This window comes from Pseudorhizobium endolithicum (assembly GCF_902153245.2).
GTDB classification, from domain to species: domain Bacteria; phylum Pseudomonadota; class Alphaproteobacteria; order Rhizobiales; family Rhizobiaceae; genus Neorhizobium; species Neorhizobium endolithicum.
In genome coordinates this window covers 153,907-170,583 of record NZ_CABFWF030000012.1, presented here as the reverse complement: position 1 = coordinate 170,583, position 16,677 = coordinate 153,907, and the positions used below count along the sequence as shown (strand labels likewise).

The 16,677-nt window shown below is 63.6% G+C and carries 13 protein-coding genes; 9 read left to right on the top strand and 4 right to left on the bottom strand.

Annotated features, from left to right (window positions below; all coding sequences use genetic code 11):
- Positions 1–4: 4 nt before the first annotated feature.
- The 4 genes from RTCK_RS10630 to RTCK_RS10615 form a co-directional block, all read right to left on the bottom strand.
- Complete coding sequence (locus tag RTCK_RS10630; protein ID WP_142519609.1) at positions 5–466, bottom strand: tripartite tricarboxylate transporter TctB family protein; 462 nt, start codon at positions 464–466, stop codon at positions 5–7.
- 166 nt (positions 467–632) lie between these two features.
- Positions 633–1,616 carry a tripartite tricarboxylate transporter substrate-binding protein gene (locus tag RTCK_RS10625; RefSeq protein WP_142519608.1) on the bottom strand — a complete coding sequence of 328 codons (984 nt, stop codon included), beginning with the start codon at positions 1,614–1,616 and terminating at the stop codon, positions 633–635.
- Positions 1,617–1,810: 194 nt separating this feature from the next.
- Positions 1,811–3,184 carry a sigma-54-dependent transcriptional regulator gene (locus tag RTCK_RS10620; RefSeq protein ID WP_142592784.1) on the bottom strand — a complete coding sequence of 458 codons (1,374 nt, stop codon included), beginning with the start codon at positions 3,182–3,184 and terminating at the stop codon, positions 1,811–1,813.
- Positions 3,181–5,007 carry a sensor histidine kinase gene (locus RTCK_RS10615; RefSeq protein WP_408004524.1) on the bottom strand — a complete coding sequence of 609 codons (1,827 nt, stop codon included), beginning with the start codon at positions 5,005–5,007 and terminating at the stop codon, positions 3,181–3,183. The genes RTCK_RS10620 and RTCK_RS10615 overlap by 4 nt, the downstream gene beginning before the upstream one ends.
- A 196-nt stretch (positions 5,008–5,203) precedes the next feature.
- On the opposite strand from RTCK_RS10615, the gene RTCK_RS10610 reads away from it, so the two are divergent.
- From RTCK_RS10610 to RTCK_RS10570, 9 genes are all read left to right on the top strand, one after another.
- Positions 5,204–5,680: a DUF4126 family protein gene (locus tag RTCK_RS10610; protein WP_142519606.1), complete on the top strand. Its 477-nt coding sequence runs from the start codon at positions 5,204–5,206 to the stop codon at positions 5,678–5,680.
- Positions 5,638–7,050: an FAD-containing oxidoreductase gene (locus tag RTCK_RS10605; RefSeq protein ID WP_235988667.1), complete on the top strand. Its 1,413-nt coding sequence runs from the start codon at positions 5,638–5,640 to the stop codon at positions 7,048–7,050. The genes RTCK_RS10610 and RTCK_RS10605 overlap by 43 nt, the downstream gene beginning before the upstream one ends.
- 93 nt (positions 7,051–7,143) lie before the next feature.
- Complete coding sequence (gene asnB, locus RTCK_RS10600; RefSeq protein WP_142592782.1) at positions 7,144–9,114, top strand: asparagine synthase (glutamine-hydrolyzing); 1,971 nt, start codon at positions 7,144–7,146, stop codon at positions 9,112–9,114.
- Between the two features lie 5 nt (positions 9,115–9,119).
- Positions 9,120–10,427 carry a lipopolysaccharide biosynthesis protein gene (locus RTCK_RS10595; RefSeq protein ID WP_142592781.1) on the top strand — a complete coding sequence of 436 codons (1,308 nt, stop codon included), beginning with the start codon at positions 9,120–9,122 and terminating at the stop codon, positions 10,425–10,427.
- Positions 10,424–11,566: a GNAT family N-acetyltransferase gene (locus RTCK_RS10590; RefSeq protein ID WP_235988666.1), complete on the top strand. Its 1,143-nt coding sequence runs from the start codon at positions 10,424–10,426 to the stop codon at positions 11,564–11,566. Before RTCK_RS10595 ends, RTCK_RS10590 begins: the two co-directional genes overlap by 4 nt.
- An 89-nt stretch (positions 11,567–11,655) precedes the next feature.
- Positions 11,656–13,290, top strand: coding sequence for a GumC family protein (locus RTCK_RS10585; RefSeq protein ID WP_142592780.1), 1,635 nt, complete (start codon positions 11,656–11,658; stop codon positions 13,288–13,290).
- Positions 13,291–13,297: 7 nt separating this feature from the next.
- Positions 13,298–14,629: an O-antigen ligase family protein gene (locus RTCK_RS10580; protein ID WP_142592779.1), complete on the top strand. Its 1,332-nt coding sequence runs from the start codon at positions 13,298–13,300 to the stop codon at positions 14,627–14,629.
- Positions 14,622–15,389 carry a polysaccharide deacetylase family protein gene (locus RTCK_RS10575; protein WP_142592778.1) on the top strand — a complete coding sequence of 256 codons (768 nt, stop codon included), beginning with the start codon at positions 14,622–14,624 and terminating at the stop codon, positions 15,387–15,389. Before RTCK_RS10580 ends, RTCK_RS10575 begins: the two co-directional genes overlap by 8 nt.
- Positions 15,386–16,666 carry a glycosyltransferase family 4 protein gene (locus RTCK_RS10570; protein ID WP_142592777.1) on the top strand — a complete coding sequence of 427 codons (1,281 nt, stop codon included), beginning with the start codon at positions 15,386–15,388 and terminating at the stop codon, positions 16,664–16,666. Before RTCK_RS10575 ends, RTCK_RS10570 begins: the two co-directional genes overlap by 4 nt.
- Positions 16,667–16,677 lie beyond the last annotated feature (11 nt).

The following is a 16,677-nucleotide window of genomic DNA, read 5'->3' as shown; positions in this document are numbered from 1 at the left end:
CCTCTCAAAGACCGAGCCAGGGGCCGAAACGGCGGAACGGCAAGCCGAGACCGTAGCTGAAGACCAGCACGGAGAAGATCGTCAGTCCGGCCGCCAGGATGACGGCAGTCAGCGGTCGCATCCGGCCGGAAGCGAAGGACGCGATCAGCGCCGTCAGGAAGAGCGCCGGCACGAAACCAAGGCCCCGCACCGTCAGCCCGAAGAAGACGGGGGCTGGTAGAATGAAGAAGATGCCGCGCCAGGCGATATGGCCGATCGGCTCGCCTTCCACCCGGACCGACTGGATCAGAATGATCGCCCCGAACAGAATGAGCGCACAGGCCAGCACGAACGGAAAATAGCCGGGGCCCATGCGGAAGGCGGTTCCAAGTTCCAGCGCAAGCGACTGCAAAGCGAAGAACAGGCCGAGGCCGATGAACAGCAGACCGCACAAGAGGTTGGTCGTGTCGAATTTGAGGGACTTCATGATGTCTCCGTCGAGGATGGAGCAGGCAGGTAATGCCGCTCCTCACGCCACCGCAATATCGCTCGAACAATAGGGAGTTCGGTCAGTACCGCCCCTGATTCGGCGGGCATGGCACGTCCCTCTCCCCGCGAACGGAGAGAGGGCGTGAATTGCGGGAGATTTGAACTCAGTCGGCGTATTCGCCGGCAGCTTCGATCACCGGCTTCCAGCGGGCGATCTCGCTTTCCAGCTTCGCCTTCAGGGCATCCGGCGTCGCATCGGCTTCCGGCGAAGGCTCGGTGCCGAGTTCCGCGAAGCGTGCAGCGACGTTCGGATCCTTCAGCGCGACCTTGAGTGACTGCGACAGACGGTCGACGGCTTCCGCCGGCGTGCCCTTGGGTGCGTAGATCCCGTGCCAGATGCCGACCTGGAAGTCGGCCAGCCCGCCTTCGGTTGCCGTCGGAATATCCTTGAGCACGTCGAGGCGCTCCGGCGACGTCACGGCGTAGGCCTTGATCGTGCCACCCTGGATCTGCTTGGTCGTATTGGTCGTCTGGTCGCACATGATGTCGACCTGCCCGCCGAGCAGATCCGTCATCGCCGGACCGGTACCCTTGTAGGGAACCGTCACGAGCGGCGTTTCGATCGCGCTCATGAACAGCATGCCGCACAGGTGGGAGGCCGCGCCGATGCCGGCGTTCGCCACGGTCACCGTATCCTTGTTGGCCTTGGCGTATTCGATGAGCCCCTTCAGGTCCGTCGGTTCGAGGTCCTTGCGGGCAACGATCGTCATCGGCACCTCGGTGACGAGGCCGACATATTCGAACGCGTTCAAGGTGTCGTAGGGCAGTTTACGGTAGAGCGTGGCGCTGGTTGCCATGCCGATATGGTGCAGAAGCACGGTATAGCCGTCTGCTTCGGCATTCGCGACACGAGCCGCACCCAGGGTGCCGCCGGCGCCGCCGACGTTCTCGACGAGCACCTGCTGGCCGAGGTCCTTGGACATGGATTCGGCAACGAGCCGGGCGACGGTATCGGTTGGACCGCCCGCGGAGAACGGCACCACCATAGTGATGGTGCGCTCCGGATAGGTTTGTGCCCCGGCGGTTGCAGCGAAAAGAGAGACGGCAGCGATCGCCGTCGCGCCAAGAATGGCGTTCATGATTTTCATTGGGATCCTCCAAAATCCAGCCGACACTGCTCCTCAAGGCCGGCCTGACCGGACCTTGTTGCCCCCTCAGGGTCCGAAGCAATCGTTTGTGCCATTGTTCGGCAGTAGAATTTTCAGCTTTGAGCCGGGAATTGGGTGGATTCGGAAACAACGGCGCCGGGCATGTGTGGGAATCCACCCATACCATTCGAGAACTACCCGTCCTGATCCTCGTAAAGGATATGGTCCGGACCCAGCATCCGCTTGTCCAATCCGTATTTCTGCATCTTCTCGTAGAGCGTCTTGCGGGAGATGCCGAGCGCTTCGTAGACGGGCCTCAACGCTCCGCCGTGAGCGGCGATGGCCCCGGCGATGATGCTGCGCTCGAAGGCGGCGACCTTGTCCGCCAGGCGCCCGGCTCCCTCCCGCGGACCTGTACCCGCCTCGCCCGGCCCGGCTTCCAGGCCGAGCACGAGGCGGTCCGCGGCATTGCGCAGTTCCCGGACATTGCCCGGCCAGTCGCGCTGGGCGATCGCGGAAATCACGTCCGGCGGCACTTGCGGATCCTCACGTCCGTAGCGGGCAGCCGCCTCGCGGACCAGTTGCAGGAAAAGAAGCGGTATGTCCGCTCGCCTTTGCTCCAGCGACGGCACATGAATGGTCGCAACGTTCAGCCGGTAGAGCAGGTCGGCGCGGAAGCGCCCCGCCGCCACCTCGGCGGCCAGATCGACCTTGCTGGTGGCGACGAAGCGGACGTCGAGGGGCACGACCTCGTTGGAACCTAACCGGGTGATGACCCGCTCCTGCAACACGCGCAGGAACTTCGCCTGCAGGTCGAACGGCAGGGACCCGATTTCGTCCAGGAGGATCGTGCCGCCCCGGCCATGCTCGAACTTGCCGTAGCGGGCGCGAATGGCGCCCGGGAAGGCGCCGGCCTCGTGGCCGAAGAGCTCGCTTTCGATGAGGTTCTGCGGAAGCGCGGCACAGTTGATGGCAATGAAGGGGCGGTTGGCCCGAGGGCTGATGTCGTGCACTGCGCGCGCCACGACCTCCTTGCCTGCACCCGTATCTCCGATGATCAGCGTATCCGCATCGGTGGCACCGATGGCCCGGATGCGATAGCGCAGATCGACCATGACCTGCGTGCGCCCCGGCAGGCGCGTCTCCAGATCGTCGCGTTTGCCCGCAACGGCCCGCAGACGCCGGTTCTCGAGGACCAGCCCGCGCCGGTCCAGCGCACGACGGATGATGCCGGCAAGATGCTGCGGCGTGAACGGCTTCTCCAGGAAATCATATGCGCCCTCCCGCATCGCCTTCACCGCCAGTTGCACGTCCCCATGCCCCGTCACGAGGATCACCGGGATCTCTGCATCGAGCTCGCGGATGCGGTGCAGGAGCGTCATGCCGTCCATGCCAGGCATGCGGATGTCGGTCACGACAACGCCGTCGAAGCTGTAGCCGATGAGTTCCAGCACCTGGTCGGCGCTTGCAAAAGCCTGCACAGAAAGTCCCGACAGCCCGAGCGCCTGCGCCGTCGAACGGCGCAGTTCCTCCTCGTCGTCAACCAGAAGAACCCGCTGCTCGGTCATTCGGCTGCCTCCAGCGTCGATTCGGACGCCGCATCCAGCTCGATGCGGAAGACCGCTCCTCCTTCGGGATGATCCGCAACCGTCAGGTTGCCGCCGAAATCCTTGACGATGGTGTAGGAGATGGAAAGTCCGAGACCCAAGCCCCGCCCCACTCCCTTGGTGGTGAAGAATGGGTCGAATATCCGCTCCCGGATGGCGGAGGCAACCCCTGGGCCACGGTCGCGGACGAGCACTTCGACCTTGGCACCGTTCCGGTTCGCCGAAAGCGTTATGACGCGGTTCTCGAGCCCTTCCACGGCATCTGCGGCATTGGTGATGATGTTGACCAGAACCTGCTGCAGCCGAACCGTGCCTGCCCTCACCTGCGGCAGGTGCTCGTCGAGCTCCACCTCGATCCTGGCATCGGCTGCATTGAGGCGGGCCGCCACGATCTCCATCGTATCGCGCACCACCTCGTCGAGCGCCACCGGGCCCAGCTTCTCGTTCGGCTTGCGGGCGAAATTGCGAAGGTGGCGGCTGATCGACGCCATCCGGTCGATCAGCGCCGAGATGCGCCGGACGTTGTCGCTCGCCTCCTCCGTCCGCCCGCGTTCGATCAGCACTGCAGCGCTCTCCGCATAGGTCTTCGCGGCAGCGAGCGGCTGATTGAACTCGTGCGAAAGGGCGGCCGACATCTGGCCGAGCCCGGCCAGCTTGCCGGCCTGGATAAGGTCGGCCTGGGTCTGGCGCAGACGCTTCTCGGTCAGCCGGCGCTCGGCGATCTCCTTCTCGATCCGGCTGTTGACCCGCGCGAGATCGGCCGTGCGTTCCGCAACCCGCCGTTCCAGTTCGTTGCGGGCCTCCGCTTGCAACTGGATGCGCTCGTTGAGACGCGCCCGGCGCTGCAGGATGATCGCCAGGAAAAGCCCCGCGAGGCAGAGGAAAAGGAAAATGGCCGCCATTGTCGTCTGCGTCTGCGCCCGCACCGTTCCCGTGTCCATGAGGACATTGACGGTCCAGCCGGCGTCCGGCATCGGGGCCGAAACGACGAGATACTCGCGCTCGGTGGCGTTCTGAGAGATGAGCATGCTGTCATGGCCGGCATAGCTGCCGCGCCTCACCGGCAGTTCCCGAAGCCAGGCGTCCGCATAGCGGCGGGAGGCTTCCGTTCGCGCCAGGCGCTCCGGCGTCAGCGGTTCGATCGTCGAATAGAGCCATTCGGGCGATCCCGTCATGAAGATGATGCCTTCCGGATCGGAGACGAAGATACGGCTCTCGCCACCTGTCCAGGAACGCTCGATCCCGTCGATGTCGACCTTGAAGACGATCACGCCGCGTACATCCCCATTCACCCTGATGGGCGAGCCGAAATAGTAGCCCCTCTTCAGGGAGGTCGTGCCCAGGGCGTAGAATCGAGATTGCTTTCCGGATGCAGCGTCCTGGAAATAGGGGCGATAGCTGAAGTTTTCGCCGACGAAGCTCAGGGGCCCGTCGTAATTGCTCGCGGCGATCGTCTCGCCATCCGGCGTCATGACATAGATGTCGGAAGAGGTGAGAAGGCTGTTGATCTCCTTCAGATAGGCATTGGTCTGAGCCCTGAGCTGTTCGTCATGCGGCTGCTGTACCAGTTCCTCGACGAGCGTCTGGTCGGCGATGAGGGCGGGCAGCGCCTCGTATCGCTTCAGGTGCCCCTCCAGCGCGGAGACGGCAAGACGAAGCGTGGTGCGAGCCTGGGCGGCGGTCTCCTCCATGTACCGGCGCGCTGCGATCTCTCCGCCTCCCACAACGGCGGCGACTGCGAGCAGAACAAAAAGCACAGCTGAGACAAGGGTACGGCGTCGCAAGTATTCGGCTCCTCCAGGCAGGCCCGCACGATCATAGAGAATGCCGGGCATATTTCCCATATGCTTCCGCGCAGCGAAGAACTCCTGCCTACCCGGCAGTCATCTATTGCATGCGCTCTTTGCAGCTTGACTCTTCCGGTGGTCGTGATTGCATCGGCGGGCATAGTCAACAAGCTCGTCCGCGGAGAGGCGCCCGATGATCTATCTGCTTGCGTTTTTGATGGGCACAATCGCCGGATTGCGCGCCATGACTGCTCCTGCCGCAGTGAGCTGGGGGGCCTATTTCGGCTTCCTGGGATTGACCGGCACCTGGTTGGCCTTCCTCGGCTCGATCTGGACCGTGCTGATCCTGACGGCACTGGCGATTGCCGAACTGATAACGGATCAGCTTCCCAGCACACCCAAGCGAACCGTACCGATGCAGTTCGCGACCCGGGTGATCACGGGAGCCTTCGCCGGAGCGGCTATCGGCGCCGGATTCGGGCAATGGCCGGGCGCCCTCGCCGCCGGTGCCATAGGAGCGGTGGCCGGTACGTTCGGCGGGGCGGCTTTTCGCTCCGCAATGGCGAAAGCCTTCCGCCGCGATGCGCCAGCCGCCTTCATCGAGGATGCGATCGCCGTCGTGGGCGCATGGCTGATCATCAACGCGCTCACCGTCTTTGCCGTGTCATGAGGGACTTCGACGCCATCATTATCGGCACCGGGCAGGCTGGGCCGCCGCTCGCCGGACGTCTGGCGGCAGAGGGAATGACCGTCGCCATCATCGAGCGCAAGCATGTCGGAGGCACATGCGTCAACACCGGCTGCATGCCGACGAAGGCGCTCGTTGCCAGTGCCTATGCCGCCCACCTTGCCCGCCGGGCTTCCGATTACGGCCTTGAGCTGGATGGAACGCTGAGGGTGGACATGCCGAAGGTCAAGGCCCGCTCCCATCAGGTGACGCTGAACGCGCGAAAGAATAATATCGAGTGGTTGCAGGGGATGGAGAGATGCAGCCTGATCGAGGGGCATGCGCGTTTCGAATCCCGAAATACCGTGCGGGTCGGCGAGGAGCTTCTGCGCGCTCCGCGAATATTCGTGAATGTCGGCGGGAGAGCGGCAGTTCCGGACTTTCCCGGCATCGATCGCGTGCCTTATCTGACCAACAGCAGCATTGTCCTGCTGGATCGCGTGCCAGCTCATCTTGTCATCATCGGCGGCAGTTACATCGGCTTGGAGTTCGCCCAGATCTACCGCCGGTTCGGCGCCGAGGTCACCGTGGTCGAAAAAGGCGACCGCGTCATCGGCAGGGAAGATCCGGATGTTTCGGAGGCTATTCGGAAAATCCTGGAGGAGGAAGGCATCCGATTCCGGACAGGAGCCGAATGCATCCGCCTCGACCCTCATCCGGACGGCATGGCAGTCGGGGTGGATTGCACGGAAGGTGCACCCACTGTCATCGGCTCCGACGTCCTCCTCGCCACCGGCAGACGTCCCAATACCGACGATCTGGGCGTGGACAAGGCGGGCCTGGAGGTTGACGAGCGCGGCTACATCAAGGTGCAGGACGACCTTTCCACCACCGTCGAAGGTATATGGGCCCTGGGCGACTGCAACGGAAAGGGCGCCTTTACCCACACCGCCTACAACGATTTCGAGATCGTGGCGGCCAATCTTCTGGATGGGGAAGACCGGCGGGTTTCCGACCGGATCCCGGGCTACGCGCTCTACATCGATCCGTCATTGGGGCGGGTGGGCATGACCGAAACCCAGGCGGTAAAGGCCGGGAAGAAGGTCCTGGTCGGCAAACGGCCGATGAGCCGTGTGGGACGTGCGATTGAAAAGGGCGAGACGCAAGGCTTCATGAAGATCGTCGCCGACGCCGATACCCGCAGCATTCTCGGGGCAGCCATCCTGGGAACCGGCGGAGACGAGGCCATCCATGGTGTGCTGGACATGATGAACGCGGGAGCAACCTTCGATACGCTGCGTTGGGCGGTGCCTATCCACCCCACGGTGTCGGAGCTCTGGCCAACGGTCGTCCAGGAGATGTCCCCGATTTAAGCTTCCGTTCACCCTTTCCGCTTTTTGCCTGTCACCCTTAACCTGGAAATCAGGGCTTTTCGCTAGCTTCCCGGCGCGGGAAGGTGGCTGGGCATGTGCGGATTTGCAGGATTTCTGGGTGAGGCAGATCATCCAAGTGGAACAGAACGCCTTCTAGGCGCGATGGCGGAGGCGATCGCCCATCGCGGACCCGACGGGCGGGGAACCTTTGCAGCGGCCGCCATCGGCCTTGCGCATGTCCGCCTTTCCATCGTCGGACTCAACGATGGCCGCCAGCCCATGGCCAATGCCGAAGGCGACATCGTCATCGCCTTCAACGGCGAGATCTTCAACTATGTCGAACTTCGCAACGAACTGAAGGCGCGAGGATGCCGCTTCCGCACCGAGACCGATACGGAGGTGCTGCTGCAGCTCTACGAGACCTTCGGCGATGAATGCCTTCAGCGCCTGAACGGCGATTTCGCCTTCGCGATCTGGGATGGCCGCAGGCATCGGCTGCTCCTCGCCCGCGACCGCATGGGGGTCCGTCCTCTCTTCTACACCCGGTCCCACGGCACCCTCTACTTCGCTTCGGAAATCAAGGCGCTTCTGGAGGTTCCAGGCGTCGAGGCAGAACTCGATGTGCTGGCCCTCGACCAGATCTTCACGCTCTGGGCGCCCATCGCACCGCGAACGGCGTTCAGGAATATCCTCGAACTCGAGCCCGGCAGCCTTCTGACGGTGGAAGATGGCGTCCTCACGCAAAAGCCGTACTGGAGCCTGCAGTTCCCTGACATCGGGGATGCCGCCGATCGGGGGGAAGTGGCGCGGGAGGAGGAACTCGCGGCCCTGCTCATGGATGCCGTCCGCCTGCGAATGCGCGCAGACGTGCCTGTAGGCGCCTATCTCTCGGGCGGCCTCGACTCATCCCTCATCACCGCGCTTGCCGCACCCATGGCGCCCCAGGGATTAAACACCTTCTCCGTCGCCTTCGACAGCAGGGAGCACGACGAGAGTCCCTTCCAGCAGATGGTGGCAGAGAACCTCGGCACCCGACACCGATCCGTGCGTTGCGGTGCAGGCGACATCGCAGCCGATTTTCCCGAGGTCGTTCGCTTCGCCGAAAGGCCGGTGCTGAGGACTGCGCCTGCACCGCTTCACCGTCTCTCCGGCCTGGTCAGGAGCGCCGGGATGAAGGTTGTCCTGACCGGAGAAGGCGCCGACGAGGTTTTCGCCGGCTATGACATCTTCCGCGAGGCCCGTGTGCGGCGCTTCTGCGCACGACAGCCGCAATCGCGCCTTCGCCCGCACCTCTTCCGTAGGCTCTATCCCTATCTTCCGGGCCTGAAGCAGCAGTCTCCGGACTATCTCGCCGCCTTCTTCGGGGCGGGCAGCGACCATCCCGAAGATCCGTTGTTTTCCCACAGACCACGCTTCCGCAGCACGGCTGCGGCGAAGATCTTCTATTCCGACGACCTGCGTTTGATGCTGAAGGGATATGATGCCGCCGAAGAGCTCGCCTCGCGCCTCCCCGCCGATTTCCGCCGATGGCACCCGCTTCACCAGGCGCAGTATCTTGAGGCGCGTTTTCTCCTGCCCGGCTACATCCTTTCCAGCCAGGGAGACCGGATGGCGATGGCGCACGGGGTGGAAGGCCGCTTCCCGTTCCTCGACCATCGCCTCGTGGAATTCTCCAGCAGGCTCTCCCCCGAGATGAAGCTGCGGGGTCTCGAAGAAAAGCACATCCTGCGGAAGGTCGCGAAGGGAGTGGTCCCGGACGGGATCCTCCGCCGTTCGAAACAGCCCTACCGAGCACCCGACAGCAGCGCCTTCGTCGCTCCCGGCGGGCACGCCTATGTGACCGATTGCCTGGGCGAAGGAGAAATCGCGGCGGCGGGCCTCTTTAATCCGAAAGCGGTCACGAGACTGCACCAGAAATGCCGGACGAGCCCCGCATCGGGCTTCCGCGACAATGCGGCCTTCGTTGGGATCCTGTCCACCCAACTGTGGCACAAACAATTCGTGAGGAAATCACCTCCGACGTTGACCGCCATGCCGGCTGCAACGATTGCGGCCGCAGAGTGACCGCCATGACCACAGGCACAGCCGCAGGACGGAAATACCGCGCCCTTCTCCCGATGATCGCCTCCTATGCCGCCTCGGGAGGCAGCCTGGTCATCAGCTCCGCCGCGCAACTGCTGACTTTCGCCATTCTTGCCCGCTTTCTGGGCGTTCACGAATTCAGCCTGTTCGTCGCCATCACGGCCGTGGCGAACATCGCGGTTCACTTGTGCGGTCTGGGCGCCACCGAGTGCCTGGTGCGCCGTGTGGCGCGCGACCCGCAGATCTACCCGGTCATGCTGGGCCACAACCTGATCCTCATCACGACGAGCGGCCTCCTGCTCGTGATTCTCGGCGCAATGGTGCTGCCGTTCTTCTTCAAGGTGGCGGACGACCCGGTCGCCAACATTGTCCTGATCACCGTAATGCTGGCGACGAACATCGTCCTCGTCCGCGCCATTCTTTTCACCGAGCAGGTGTTCATCGCCTTTTCCGATTTCGCATCGGCGAACAAGGCCGTCGTGGGCTTTGCGCTGGTCCGGACTGCGGCTGCGGGCTGCGCATGCCTGCTCCTCGGCGTCTCGACGCTGGATGGCTGGATCATCTGGCAGTTCTCGGCCCACGCGCTTTTTCTCGTTGCGTGCATCAAGGTGCTCGCCCCCTTAGGACTGCCACGCTTCCAGCTCGTCCGCGAGGAATTGCGGCTGGGGCTCTTCTTCAGCATCCCGTTCATCCTGAAGGCCGCCCGCCAGAACGCCGATCTCCTCGTCCTCAGCCTCGTCACCAGCGCCGAGATCATGTCGAGCTACAGCGTCGCGCGGCGGATCATCGAGAGCAGCTACCTGTCCGTAGATGCCCTCAACCGGATTCTTTATCCTGGAACGGCGCGCGCCAGCATGGGTGGCCTTCACAATGCCGTCGGCAGGGTGCGGCGTATCTTCCTGGCAGCACTCGCCATCAGCATCACCGCTTCGGTCACCGTCTGGATCTGCGCGCCTATTCTGCCCTATCTCTTCGGTCACGAATATACCTCGCTCGTCACCTTCGTCCGTTACCTCTGCTGGGTCGTGGTGCCGGTCGCCTGCTGGGCAATCCCGCTGGAAGCACTCGGGGCGGCCGGACACCAGGGCGCCCGCGGCGCCGTACTGGGCGGCGGCAGCCTGATGGGGGCGGCCCTTGCCGCCTGGGCGACATGGTACGCGGCACCGCAGGGAACCCTGATCTCCTACTACGTCATCGAGATCGCGATGATGATGGCGGCCTGGCTGACCTATCTGCGGACCCTGCTCAGATCGGCCGGCGAAAGCTATCCGCGCTCGGGAGCACCTGCGGAATGAGGCAGATCGTTGAAAAAGACGAGCGCCTGGCTCCCACCGTAGCGTCCTGCCGCGGCGTGCGTCCCATGCGGGCGGAGGATCTGACGGCCGTCGCCAGGCTCTTCAACAAGGTCTTTCGCGGCCGGAGCGGAGATCCTTCGCCGGATCAGCTCGACTACCTGCACCGACTGTTCTTCGAATCTCCGGTCTATGATCCCGCACACGGCTCGATCGTCCACGTGAATGCGAGCGGCGGCATAGACAGCGCACTCCTGGCTCTGCCCATGACGTTTTCCATGGGCGGGCAGGAGATTACCGCCCGTCTTCTGTGCGCCTTCATGGCCGACGGAAAGGCGGGACTGGCCGGAGCCGCTCGCCTGGCGCGCGCAATCCGCGTCTCGCAGCCGGATTTCTGCTTCTCGGACAATGCATCGCCCGTAAGCGCAGACCACTGGACCACCGGCGGCGGGATGATGCTGCCCGTTCAGAGCCTCCAATGGCGCCGTACGTTCCGGCCGATCGGCTCCTGTCTCGAAAAGGCCGGAGCGAAGATCACATGGCTTCGGCCCATGGCATCCTCCCTGCCTGTTCGTCTTGCCGACGGGCTGATCCGGTCCCGCCTCTCGGCCTTCACGATGCAGCCCGTGAGCGGATGGCGCTCCCGAAACGCAACGAGTTCCGACTTCCGCCGCTACGCCGAGGAAATGACGGAACGGTTCTGGCTGCGGCCCGCCTGGACCACCGAGGAGGTCCGTTGGCTGATGGACGGCGCCCGGTTGAACAGGACCCTCGGCGAGCTGCAGTGTCGGATCGTCTCGGACGCCGCCGGCAAGGACATCGGCTGCCTGCTCTATTTCCGCAATCCCGGGCGAACGGCGGAGGTGCTGGACGTGCTCGCCTCTGCGGGTCATGAGACCGAGGTTGTGGCGCACATGCTCCACGAACTCGACCACGAAGGCCATGTTGCGGCCCGCGGAATGTCCCAGCCCTTCCTGATGAACGCCCTGATGCGCAACAGAAGGATGCGCTTCAGGCACCGCGGCTACTTCTGCATGGTGAGCCGTCACGACGACTTGCGCCGAGCCGCCGCAAGCGGTGACATCTATGTCGGGGGATTGGCTTCCGAGAGCTGGAGCCGCCTCCTGTCGGACTTCCATTAACCCAAACTTCACGCCGTTCGCCTATCCATCGAGGTTAGTCTGGCGTACCCGCGGTCTCTCCCTACGAAACAGTTCGGTTGGAGTTTGGAATGTATCGGCCGAAGGAGCCAGAACAGCAAAGAGCGGATCGGAGAGCTGCTCCAGCCGGCTCTGCCGCCGGGCGCCCTTCCTCGCTTCTCGACCTGATCGAGCGCTCCGGCGCCCAACGCGACCTTGCAGCCTACACCAGCATGGCGGCCGAAGCGAACCCGGCACCGCCGCAGGCTGAAGGCGCGCCCCGCAGACAAACTCCCGTTCTCCTGACCGACGACCGGTCGAACCTCCAGCACCTGATCCACGTGCTGATCCGCAGCCTGGGCGAGCTCGGCCCGGCAGACGTGCTTCTGTGGGTACAGCATCGCATCCGGCTGGTCGTAGCCATGGCGCTGATCGGTGCCTTTGCCGCTCTCGGCTATGCCGTCACCGCGACTCCGCGCTATACCGTCCATACGGATTTGATCGTCGACCCGCAGAACCTCAACGTCGTGACCGACGACGTCTTCGCCTCCAGCCAGCAGCGCGAAGCGCAACTGCTCGAGGTGGAGAGCCGCTTGCGGGTTCTGACGTCGCGCAACGTCCTGCGCCAGGTGATCGCCGACCTCGATCTGACGGAGGACCCAGAATTCAACAAGCCGGGTCTGCTTCAGTCCCTGACGACGCTGGCGTCGTCGGCACCGACGCAGGAGGAACGGGAACTTGTCGTCCTCCGGCAGTTGAGCGAGCGGGTCAGCGCGGGGCGGGAGGAACGGTCCTTTGTCGTCGTCCTGTCCGTTTGGAGCGAAAGCCCGGAAAAGGCCGTGCAGCTGTCCGAATCGATCGTCCGGGCCTTCGAGGCGGAGCTGTTCCAGTCGACCGCCGAGAGCGCCGGTCGGGTGGCTGCCGGTCTGACAGAGCGGCTGGATGAATTGCGCTACGCCGTAACGGAAGCAGAGGAAAAGGTCGAGGCATTCCGGCGCGAGAACGATCTTCAATCGACCGCGGGAGAACTCGCCAACAGCCGGATTTCGTCGCTGCTGGATACGCAGGTAGTCGAGGCCCAGCAGCGGGCGATACAGGCGGAGGCGCGCTTCACGCAGATGCAGACCGCTCTCGATAACCGCCAGACCGCCAATGCGGCCGTTTTCGATTCTCCCGCCATGACCAATCTGCGCGCCAGCTACAACACCCTGCGGCAAGAGATCGGCTCCTTGTCCCGGACCTACGGAGCCCGCCACCCGCGCCTCATTGCGCTGCAGTCGGAGCAGGCGGCGCTGGAGACGGCATTGGCAGACGAAGCTCAGCGGATCCTTCAGTCGGCAAGGACGGAAATGGACCAGGCCAAGGCGGCACTTTCAGAGTTCCGCGACCGTGCTACGGAAGAACGCAGTACCGTCTATACCAACAACGATGCCCAGGTGCGCCTGCGGGAACTGCAGCGGGAAGCGCAGGCGAAGGCGGCGGTCTATGAGACCTTCCTGGCCCGCACCCATCAGATTACCGAGCGTCAACAGATCGACACGACCAATGTCCGCGTAATTTCTCCAGCCGTGCCGCCACGCGCGAAAAGCTGGCCTCCGCGCACGGTCATCCTTGTCGGTGCCGGAACGGTTGCCGGTATCGCGCTGGGCATCGGGCTGGCACTCCTCTTCGGCCTCACCGGCCATCTTCGCCGGGCAGCGACACAGGCCGCGCCGCAGGCCTGGTGAGGAGGGCATGGTGCAGGTTGAAACCGCCGAAGCCGCTCCGCCGATCGTCGACAGGAAGCTGTTCGCCAGTCTGCTCTTCGTGTCGATCTTCCTGTTCTTCTGGATTTCGCTGGATCCGTTCGTTGATCTCACGCTCCAGTCGCGGGCCAGTATTTCGACGGACAACTCGAACAAGTTCAATCAGTTGCTGTTTCTCTGCCTGCCGATCGCCGCCGCAGCGACAGCATTGGCGACGCCGATGCGCACCAGGCTGCTGCCGCCGGCATGGCTGGTAGGCCTGACCTTCCTATGGTTCCTGCTCGTCTCCCTAATCTCCAATCACAGCTTCAACAGCTTCAAGGCGCTGGTCCTGTCGTCGCTGGTTCTTGTTGCTGCCAACTGCTGTCTTCTCCTGCCCCGGTCCGAGCCGCATCTCGGCAAGCTGCTCGCCATCGGAACCGGTGCCGTTCTGCTTCTCTGCTATTACGGCCTGCGCTTCATGCCTGAGCTTTCCATCCATTCGGCCGCGGAAGTTGTGGAGCCGATGCATGCCGGCCTGTGGCGCGGTTACTTCCCGCACAAGAACAACGCGGCCGCGGCCATGGTTTTGGTCGCGTTCTGTGCCCTCTTCGTGATGAACACATGGTCGCGGCCCATCGGAGTGCTGCTGCTGGCAGGCGCCGTCTGGTTCCTGCTCCATACTGGCGGCAAGACCGCGTCGGCGATGCTTCCGGCCATCCTGATGCTGGCGTGGATTTTCGAACGCTTCCCTCTGCTGCGCATCCCGCTCGCCGTCGGCGGTGTCCTGCTTCTCAACCTGTTGGCCGTTGGGGCTGCCGTTTCCCCTTCGTTGACTGGCCTGGTCGAGTCCCTCGGCATTGATGCGACGTTCACCAACCGGGCCGATGTCTGGAGACTCGCCATGAACGCCATTTCGGAGTTTCCGCTTACCGGCTACGGACTCAAATCCTTCTGGAGGACCGAGGAACTGGTATACGGCGGGAGCGGTATCGCAACCTGGGCCGTCACCGCTGCCCACAGCCACAATGGCTACGTGGAAATCCTGCTGACCACCGGGCTTCCGGGGCTGTTCCTCTCGCTCCTCTGGTTTCTGGTCGTGCCGGTGCGTGCCTTTGGCAGGATCGACCGAAGCGGCCATGTCAGCCATGCCGCCCGGCTCTATCTGCGCATCTGGCTCTACCTCATCTTCGGTGCCGGCCTGGAGAGCTTCTTCTTCGAAAGCTCCAGCGGCTACAATCTCACCTGGTTCATGTTCGGTATCGCCCTTTTCGGTATCCAGTACGAGGCCGACGCACAGCAGGTTGCAGACGCGCGAGCGGGAGGAAGCCGGGATGTCTGACCTCATCCTGCGCGCCAACCAACTCATCGACCGCCTCGGCAACCGGCTGATCTGGACGATGGCGCCGCGGACCCGGTCGGTCACGACCTCCGTGCCGCTCGTTTCGTTCACCTTCGACGATGTTCCAGACACGGCTTTGACCAATGGTGCGGCGATCCTGGAAAACCATGGCGCACGAGGCACCTTCTACATCGCAGGCGGCTTGGCAGATCGGGTGGAGCCCGATCGCAGGCTGATCTCCCCGGCAGGATGCCGCGCCCTCTTCGAACGGGGGCACGAGATCGGCTGCCACACCCATGCGCATCGCAGCGTCCGCAGCTATGGCCGCTCCTTGTCCGACGATCTCGATCGCAACGGCCGTTATCTGGCCGATCTGGGAATCAAGCGCCCGACGAATTTTGCCTTCCCCTACAACGCCGCCTGGCCGACGGCGCGGCGAACGCTGAAGCAAAGATATGCCACTTGCCGCGGCGCCGGCGAGGCGGTGAACCGGGGAGATGTCGATCCCTGGATGTTGAAGTCGGTGGAAATCCGTCAGCCGGAGGATCACGCCGTTCAACTGACGCGCTGGATCGATGACGTGAGGGAGAATCCCGGCTGGCTTATCTTCTTCACCCATGACGTGAGCGACGAACCGACGCCGTACGGATGCACGCCCGCGACCTTCGATCACCTCGTGGGCCATGCCGCCCAGGCCGGCTGCGCGGTCGTCACGGTTGCCGAGGCCATCCGCCGGCTGGGCTGGGAGCAAGCTCGATGAACCTGCATCCCGGCATCTATCCGTCTCCCCGCCTGCTGAACATCAACAACTACTTCTATCGGCGAGGCGGCGCGGAGGCCGTCTTCCTCGATCACTCCTCCCTCTTCGAGGAGATCGGCTGGAATGTCGTGCCATTCTCGATGCGGCACGAGAAGAACCTGCCCTCCCCTTGGTCCGACTATTTTGTCTCGGAGATCGAGTACGGCCAGCAGAGCGGAGCACTGGCCAAGGCAATCCAGGCATCGAAGGTCATCTACTCCCTGGAGGCCCGGGCGAACCTCGGCCGCCTTCTCTCCAGGGCTCGGCCGGACATCGCCCATGCCCATAACGTCTACCATCACCTTTCGCCGGCGATCTTCTCGACCTTGAAGGATGCCGGCATTCCGACGGTGATGACGGCCCATGACCTGAAGATCGCCTGCCCCTCGTACAAGATGCTGCGCGACGGGCGCATATGCGAGGAATGCAAGGGAGGAAAGATCCACAATGTCGTCCTTCACCGCTGCATCAAGGGCTCCCTTCCCCTGAGCGCGGTCGTCTATGCGGAGACCTCCCTGCATCGCCTGCTCGGGACCTACCGGACAAAGGTCGATCGTATCGTCGTGCCCAGCCGCTTCTACCGCAACAAGCTCGAAGAATGGGGATGGGAGGCGGAGCGACTGGTCTACATCCCCAACTTCGTCGATCTGGGTCTCTTCCAGACCGATTGGGAAGAAGGCGACTACTTCGTCTTCGCCGGACGTCTAGCACCCGAGAAGGGAATATCCACGCTGATCCGTGCGGCGGCTCAAGCAAAGCAGAAGGTCGTCATCGCGGGGACCGGCCCCGAGGAGGCATCACTGCGCAAACTGGCCGACGAAGCCGGGGCTGACATCACGTTCGCAGGTTTCGTGGCAGGCGAAGCACTGCATCGGCTGATCGGCCAATCCCGTGCATTGATCCTGCCGTCGGAATGGTATGAAAACGCGCCGATCAGCATCCTTGAAGCCTACGCACTTGCCAGGCCCGTCATAGGCAGCGAGATCGGCGGCATCCCCGAAATGATCCGGGCCGGCGAAACGGGCCTGACGTCGCCCGCAGCCTCCGTCGATACACTGGCCGATACCCTTTCGCAACTGGCGGACGCCGGCCCGGCGCGGCGACGAGAGATGGGAGCCGCCGGAAGGGAGTGGGTTTCCCGCGATTTCTCCCGCACGTCCTATCGCGACCGGATGCTGGCGCTCTACGGCGAACTCGCGCCCGCGATCACGGCCAGGATGCCGGCCCTTTCGAAATAGGACAGGACGAA

What these genes read in the sequence shown, in the direction of transcription:
- RTCK_RS10630 (WP_142519609.1), bottom strand. Translation starts at nt 466, where the DNA reads ATGAAGTCCCTCAAATTCGACACGACCAACCTCTTGTGCGGTCTGCTG.
- RTCK_RS10625 (WP_142519608.1), bottom strand. Translation starts at nt 1,616, where the DNA reads ATGAAAATCATGAACGCCATTCTTGGCGCGACGGCGATCGCTGCCGTC.
- RTCK_RS10620 (WP_142592784.1), bottom strand. Translation starts at nt 3,184, where the DNA reads ATGACCGAGCAGCGGGTTCTTCTGGTTGACGACGAGGAGGAACTGCGC.
- RTCK_RS10610 (WP_142519606.1), top strand. Translation starts at nt 5,204, where the DNA reads ATGATCTATCTGCTTGCGTTTTTGATGGGCACAATCGCCGGATTGCGC.
- RTCK_RS10605 (WP_235988667.1), top strand. Translation starts at nt 5,638, where the DNA reads ATGGCTGATCATCAACGCGCTCACCGTCTTTGCCGTGTCATGAGGGAC.
- asnB (WP_142592782.1), top strand. Translation starts at nt 7,144, where the DNA reads ATGTGCGGATTTGCAGGATTTCTGGGTGAGGCAGATCATCCAAGTGGA.
- RTCK_RS10595 (WP_142592781.1), top strand. Translation starts at nt 9,120, where the DNA reads ATGACCACAGGCACAGCCGCAGGACGGAAATACCGCGCCCTTCTCCCG.
- RTCK_RS10590 (WP_235988666.1), top strand. Translation starts at nt 10,424, where the DNA reads ATGAGGCAGATCGTTGAAAAAGACGAGCGCCTGGCTCCCACCGTAGCG.
- RTCK_RS10585 (WP_142592780.1), top strand. Translation starts at nt 11,656, where the DNA reads ATGTATCGGCCGAAGGAGCCAGAACAGCAAAGAGCGGATCGGAGAGCT.
- RTCK_RS10580 (WP_142592779.1), top strand. Translation starts at nt 13,298, where the DNA reads ATGGTGCAGGTTGAAACCGCCGAAGCCGCTCCGCCGATCGTCGACAGG.
- RTCK_RS10575 (WP_142592778.1), top strand. Translation starts at nt 14,622, where the DNA reads ATGTCTGACCTCATCCTGCGCGCCAACCAACTCATCGACCGCCTCGGC.
- RTCK_RS10570 (WP_142592777.1), top strand. Translation starts at nt 15,386, where the DNA reads ATGAACCTGCATCCCGGCATCTATCCGTCTCCCCGCCTGCTGAACATC.